This window comes from Melaminivora alkalimesophila, assembly GCF_000282995.1.
In the GTDB taxonomy this organism is placed as follows: Bacteria; Pseudomonadota; Gammaproteobacteria; order Burkholderiales; family Burkholderiaceae_C; genus Melaminivora; species Melaminivora alkalimesophila.
On record NZ_ALEE01000040.1, the window covers coordinates 1 to 6,608 of the forward strand.

A 6,608-nucleotide genomic window follows, 5' to 3' on the forward strand; every position below is an offset into this window, starting at 1 on the left:
CTCATGCGGTTGAATTTCCTATCCGTTGCAAGATTAGAGCCGGGATTTGAAAAAGCAAGGGCTGAAGTTGGCTCCCTTGCAAGAACTGAAGAGGATGTTTTAACATATGCATTATTCCCAAGCTATGCAATAGACTTTTTAAAAACAAAATATCAAATAGATTAATTATTATTGGAGGATACATGAAACAAACAAATTCAGAAAAATTAGCTCGTTCTTATAAAATACTTGAAGAATTAAAACAAGCTCGTGGTGGTTCATTGCTTGAATCTCACAGAACCATGGGAAATGACCCTAATCTTGTAAATGCATTTTTACAGCAATATATAAACACTAACCTTACAGATGATAATTCTATACCAAAAAAATACCGTGAATTAATTGTTATGGCCATTGGTATGGCAACCGGAACTGATACTACAATGAAGGTTCATGCTCAAATAGCTCTTGACAATGGAGCAACTATGGATGAGGTATTTGAAGTTATGCGTATGATTTTCTTTACATGCGGCGTAAGCAAGCTATTGCCTGCATTAGAAACCCTTGGCGACATGTTCGAACCAATTCAAAATGAAGATAAATAAAATTAACAGATAATTTTCTATAAAAATAGAATCGTCATCAACGATTCTATTTTTATTTTCAATTACTTATAATTCAAAGGTAGATTATCCCACCTCTTTTTAGTATAGTATGCGGAAAATCTCAGTCAGGGTTGCATGCTGTATTTTATCGAATTTTCTGCAAAAGCCAGGCTTATTAAAGCATTATTCAATATCTTCTTTTAATCCTTCAATTCGTACAGATGCTTTTTTAAGAAGCGCCTTACCGACTTCATTAACATAATCTCTTTTTTTATCTTCATCTACCATAGTCAGTTTTCCATGTTTAACAACGATATTCCCATTAACCATAACAGTATCAATCATCCTAGCATCACCACTGGTGACGATGCAATCTACAGGGTCGTTATTACCGCCTGCGTATTGCAATTGCTTCCAATCTATCATGGTAATATCAGCTGCCATGCCTGGAGAAAGATAACCAATATCATCACGTCCAAGTGCTTTAGCACCACCTGCTGTAGCCATATATAGGATATCTTCAGGATTAGGAGCATTATCACCCCAACTTAAGCGATTAAGCAAATAAGAACATCGCATTTCTTCCATCATGTTAGAAGAGTTACTGCTTGCTGCACCATCAACGCCTAGTCCAATTCTCTTTACTCCTGCATTCATAAGATCTGGAACACGGCATGAACCTGAACTTAAATACATATTTGATATTGGGCAACTTGCCACACCAGTATTTGTTTGTGCAATTAATGCAATATCTTCATCATTAAGATGAATGCAATGAGCATAGTAAAATCTTGAACCAAGTAAATTGTTTCTTCGGAACCACTCTGCTGGACGACATCCGAACTTTTCTATAGTATACTCAACTTCGAACTTACTCTCAGCTAAATGCCCATGTACCATAATATCTAACTTTTCAGCAAGATCAACAGTAGCTTGAATAATTTCTTGAGTGTCATACTGCGCAATACTTGGGCCAATACCAACTTGGCACATAGAGAAGCGTGAGCGATCATGGTATTTTTTCACTAACCGTTCTGCATCTTCCATAAAACCTTCAGTGGTGTCAACTACTTCTGGAGGAACAATGTCACTGGTAACTGAATGATACGCTCTTACCGGATGAAATCTTATACCTATTTCTTTTGCAGCTTCAATTTCGGCATCCACAAGTTGCGGAACACCTACTGGATGAGGATACCATAAGTCGTTTGATGTTGTGCAGCCTGTCTTGAGGCAATCCCCAAGACTGGCATAAACACCAGCCCTTGCTACATCCTGGCTTAGATCTTTATAAATCTCATACATTACCTTAAGCCAAGGTTCAAGTTGCAATCCTTGTGTTGCCTTGATATTGCGGAAAAGTGCCTGCCAAGTATGATGATGAGTATTAACAAAACCAGGAACAAGAATTTTCCCACTGGCATCAATTGTTAAATCAATGGTAATCTCATCTTTAAGTTTCTCTTCAAGATTTGTACCTATTTCTCTAATCTCTTGACCACTTACCAGCAAATCACAATTTCGATATCTAGTTCTGTCTCCATCCATTGTGATAATCCAGTCTGCATTTTTAAAGATAACGTTTTTCATTTCTTTATATTCCTCCTAATATTATTTTAAACTTACTTAATAACGAACAAAACAAAATATTTTACTTATGTTTAAAAGAAAGTTCTATTTAATTGTTAAGATACTCTTACAGCCAATCATATTAGAAAAATTTGATTCATTATAATCCTTGTTATCGATGTTACATTATGCAACTGTATAATTAAATACTAGTGCATTTACTTTCATAATTCTGGCTATTCTTTTAGAAACTCGATAACCTAAATTACCAAGTTCAACTTTAATTTTCCTGATTCCATAATTATTCTTACTTTTACGGAAAATCTTTACTAAATCTCTATCTATTTCAGAATTGTCATCTAAAATTTTAGACTCCTCTTTTTAAAAATGATAATAATCAAACTTCTAAAAAGTTCTAATAACCTATATCTTTCACTACTACTTTATTTCCCTCTGTTAGAAGTAATTAGGTTAGTGATAGTATAGAAATCGGACACCCCAAACATAATAGATTCTATATCTGATATAATAAAACTATCAGAAAAGGAGCGAATTTATTATGAAAAAAAGAAAGAAGCAATATAGTGAGGAGTTCAAGCAGGATGCCGTAAATTACTATTATTCATCTGGTAAATCTATGAAAGATACAGCAGATGATTTAATCAATTAAATAAATTTAAAATGATAATTTGGATCTTATTTAATTTTCTGTTCAATATAGGAACGCCAGCTACCAAACTCTGAGATCTCCAATTGATTTTTACATAGAAGCGGTTCGCCAATTACTCCTAAAACAACACTTTTATCTTCTAGTATGATTTTACCAATTGCTAGTCCTGGTGGTTCATTTAAAAGTATAGAAGCTAATCCTTTGGCTGGGACTTCCCATATTTCTAATTCTACTTTTACACCCGCCTCTTCGACTCTAAGCATAGCAGGATGCTCATCATTAATGCTCCATAACTTATAATTTGAATCTGTTTTATCTTCTCTAACAAAATTTGCACCTACACTAGTAAGATTTCCATTTAGTTCTAGCCCACGCATTAAGGTGCCATTGACTGCCAATAATACTGTTTCCATATATACAACTCCTCGTATAATATGCTTAGAATACTTTAAAGTCTTCTAAGCATAATTTATTTTTATCAAATTAAATGACAAATAAACATATCCTTTAAGACCAATTGCATCTCTGAAATTATGCAAATATTCCAACTAAATCCTTAAATAAATTTTATTTTGTTCTCAATTTGTTCAAATTTAATATTTTTGCTTTTACAATCTTTATTTAGAATATCTTAATGCTATAATTGTCTTAATAATAATCAGCAAAGAATAATTCAATCATTCTTTGCAAACCTTATTAAATTATCACAAATACATATTTTATAAAACAAAGCTTCTTAAAAGACCTTTATATCCAGAAACTACGTCAGCACCGCGCGTGATCAGCGATAGCGCCGCTTCCTTCGCAGCTGTCGGGTCTTCCATGCTTTGCAGGTAGATCACCTTTACTTCGATATCCGGTCGCACGCTCATGGCACCCTTTCGAAAGGCTCCAACTTGCGCGATCACAGTAGGCAACCCTTCAAGGCCGCTTACGGCACCAATCTTGTTTGTCTTGGACATGCGAGCGGCAAGTACGCCCATGAGGTAGCCGAACTGCGCGTTGTCGTACTCAACCGATGTCACATTTTTGCCTGATCCGCTGGCTCCCGACCCGATGAGGAAGAGCGTTTTCGGAAACTCTGGGCCGACCCGCTGAGCCGCTGAGAGAAAGCGACCCGAATGCCCAACGACAACGTCAGCACCCCTGCGGGCATATTGACGCATGCTTTCAACCATATCTGCGGCTTGAACGTTTTCGGAGTAAGTAACGTTCCAACCCGACCCTTTGAACCTTTCGGTACTTTTGAAGCCCTCCGCATTCCAGCTCTGATCGTTGATGCTTCCCGGCAGAAGAAATGCAGCCGATTTTTGCGCGAAAGCACCGTTCGAGGCCGTCAAAAGCACCATCATGACAACAATTGCCGCAAGACCACCATGCAGAAAGTAACTCAAATTTTTCATTCGCATATAGCCACCATCGCCTTTGAAATTATTTGGGGTTGATCAGAGGAGCGCCGTGGTTGAATGATCAAACTTTTCATCGGACAGTTCAGATTATGACTCAGCATGAAACGCGACGCTGTCCGGATCTGCTCTGTGGCTCTCGACTTCTTCATGCATTTTGGCGAACCGGTTTCCCGATTATCCAGCAGGGGTGTGTTGGGCATTTTCATGGTGTCGGTCATTCAGAGCTTTCTTTTAACAGACGAGTACGAAAATCGATAATATCAACCATCATGAGTGGTCGTGGGACGGCGTTGATCCAGCGGCCAATCGCATGGCAACGACACGTCCGCCCTTGAGTACGAAGAGCGGAGACTGTTGATCCAGAACAACCTCCTCGGGCGTCGCCGATGGGAATACTGCGAGATCCGCGACTGCCCCTTCCACGACGCCTAAAAGTGAGGGGAATCCCAGCATGCGGGCAGCGTTGATGGTGACCGCATCGAATACCCGTCTGAGATCTTGCGGTGTTCCCAGCGCGGCAATTTGACAGGCAAAAATGGCTGATCCAAGGGGATTCGCCGCTCCGAGCGGATAGAACGGATCCCGCAGGTTGTCCGAGCCAAACATTACGGAGACTCCGGCATCGAGTAATTCACTCAGCCGCGTAATTTTGACAATGATCGGATTAACCACGACATTAACATCGGCGTCCGCAAGGGCGGCAATGGTCGACCGTGCTACGTCATCCGTCTGTACGGACAGCGAGCTGATGTGCGCGACGGTCACATTGGGCACACGCCGTTCACGGGCAGCTTCAATCACAAAGGGAAGCGTAAAGTCTTCCCGCCGGTCGGACTCATCGACGTGCATGTCTACGGGCAGGCCGAACTCAGCAGCAAGGTCAAAAACGGCTCGGACATGGTCCTGCGGGCGATCATCCAGCGCGGGTGCGCCGCCGACGGCATCCGCGCCCAGTTTGATCGCCTCCCGCATGAGGTCCACGGCCCCCGCAGAGCAGAAGAGTCCCTCCTGAGGGAAGGCGACGATCTGGATATCGATCAATCCCGCGCAGACTTCACGCGCCTCAAGGACACCACGGATACCTGCGAGGCCGACAATCGGGTCGACATCGACGTGTGTCCGCAATGCGGTGGTTCCCGCACGGGATGCCATCAGGGCCGCACGTATGGCCCGTTCCCGAACATCTTCAACGGTGAACGCGCGCTTGATATCACGGGTGGCCCGAATTGCCATCTCAAGGCCTCGTCGCGTTCGAAGGTCGCCAATGCTTCCTGCGGGAACCCGATCTGCCGTCAGGGCCTTATCGAGATGGAAGTGAGGCTCTACCAGGCCGGAAGTGACCAGACCCTCATGAGCATCGATCTCCACCGATCCTTTTGTTTTTGTCGACTTCACGATGGACGCAATGCGCCCATCGTGAATCAGGATATCGACGGTTCCGTCCGTATCGACAAGACGCGCGTTACGAATCGCGAGATCTACATAACTATGGGCTTCCATGAACATCTCTTCAAGTTAGGCCATCATCCAGGTTCCGGTTTTGCCGTCCAGCGCGTCGATGATCGACTCCGGACTGGTGATCAAGACCTTGCCCCCGGATCCGCCCTCAAGGAAGCGCATCGCAGCTTCCACCTTGGGGCCCATGCTGCCAGGAGGAAACTGTCCCTCCGCCATGTACTGCCGGGCCTCTGCGAGCGTCATCTGCTCAAGGGCGCGCTGGTCCGGCTTCTTGAAGTTGATGCTGATCTGATGCACGCCGGTGGAGATCAGAAGAAGATCGGCGCCAAGCTCCCTTGCCAACAGAGCGGACGTAAGGTCCTTGTCGATCACGGCCTCAACACCCTTGTAAAAACCATCCCCGATCTCGGCCACCGGGATTCCGCCACCGCCGGCTGCGACGACGAGATGCCCGGCCGAAACGAGGGTCTTGATCGCCTCCAACTCCAGCACCTTCGTGGGCTTGGGAGAAGGGACAACACGGCGGTAGCCGCGCCCCGCATCCTCAACGATGTCCCAACCATCCTCGTCGCGGTGCTGTTGAGCTTCGTGCTGGGACATAAACGGCCCGATGGGCTTGGTTGGGTTCTGGAAAGCGGGGTCAGCCATATCCACGACACAGCGGGTGAGCACCGCCGTCGCCGTGGCCTCCAACCCAAGCTCAGTCATCGCCGTTTGCAGGGCATCAACGATGATGTAGCCGATACCGCCCTGGCTGTCTGCGACACAGATATCAAGCGGCAACCTGGGAAGAACATCAGCGCTGCGGTCCGACCGGAGCACAATGAAACCAACCTGTGGTCCGTTTCCGTGGGTGACGATGACACGCCACCCAAGTTTGATCATTTTGGCAAGCTGACGGGCCATGTCCAGCGCGTT

8 protein-coding genes are annotated in these 6,608 nt (G+C 44.2%); 1 reads left to right on the forward strand and 7 read right to left on the reverse strand.

From position 1 onward, the window contains the following. Positions 1 to 182 precede the first annotated feature (182 nt). Positions 183 to 584, forward strand: a complete 402-nt coding sequence (locus A612_RS16240) for a carboxymuconolactone decarboxylase family protein (protein ID WP_075806987.1) — start codon at positions 183 to 185, stop codon at positions 582 to 584. Between the two features lie 183 nt (positions 585 to 767). Here the strand turns inward: A612_RS16240 and A612_RS16245 are convergent, their stop codons facing one another. From A612_RS16245 to A612_RS00335, 7 genes are all read right to left on the reverse strand, one after another. Then, a complete protein-coding gene (locus A612_RS16245; protein ID WP_075806991.1) occupies positions 768 to 2,174 on the reverse strand; it encodes an amidohydrolase family protein in 1,407 nt (468 codons plus the stop codon). Between the two features lie 165 nt (positions 2,175 to 2,339). Beyond that, on the reverse strand, positions 2,340 to 2,519 hold the full coding sequence (locus A612_RS18115; RefSeq protein ID WP_081501051.1) for an IS3 family transposase: 180 nt from the start codon (positions 2,517 to 2,519) through the stop codon (positions 2,340 to 2,342). A gap of 330 nt (positions 2,520 to 2,849) precedes the next feature. Then, positions 2,850 to 3,236 carry an allophanate hydrolase-related protein gene (locus tag A612_RS16260; RefSeq protein WP_075806989.1) on the reverse strand — a complete coding sequence of 129 codons (387 nt, stop codon included), beginning with the start codon at positions 3,234 to 3,236 and terminating at the stop codon, positions 2,850 to 2,852. Positions 3,237 to 3,542: 306 nt separating this feature from the next. Next, a complete protein-coding gene (locus A612_RS16265) occupies positions 3,543 to 4,226 on the reverse strand; it encodes a BMP family protein (RefSeq protein WP_158000156.1) in 684 nt (227 codons plus the stop codon). Beyond that, entirely contained in the window at positions 4,223 to 4,450 is a 228-nt protein-coding gene (locus A612_RS16855) for a hypothetical protein (protein WP_141630306.1), read from the reverse strand. The genes A612_RS16265 and A612_RS16855 overlap by 4 nt, the downstream gene beginning before the upstream one ends. Positions 4,451 to 4,499: 49 nt before the next feature. Next, a complete protein-coding gene (locus tag A612_RS16270; protein ID WP_081501048.1) occupies positions 4,500 to 5,738 on the reverse strand; it encodes an amidohydrolase family protein in 1,239 nt (412 codons plus the stop codon). A gap of 9 nt (positions 5,739 to 5,747) precedes the next feature. Further along, positions 5,748 to 6,608 (reverse strand): carbamate kinase (locus A612_RS00335; RefSeq protein ID WP_019372633.1); only part of this gene is annotated, 861 nt, incomplete at its 5' end.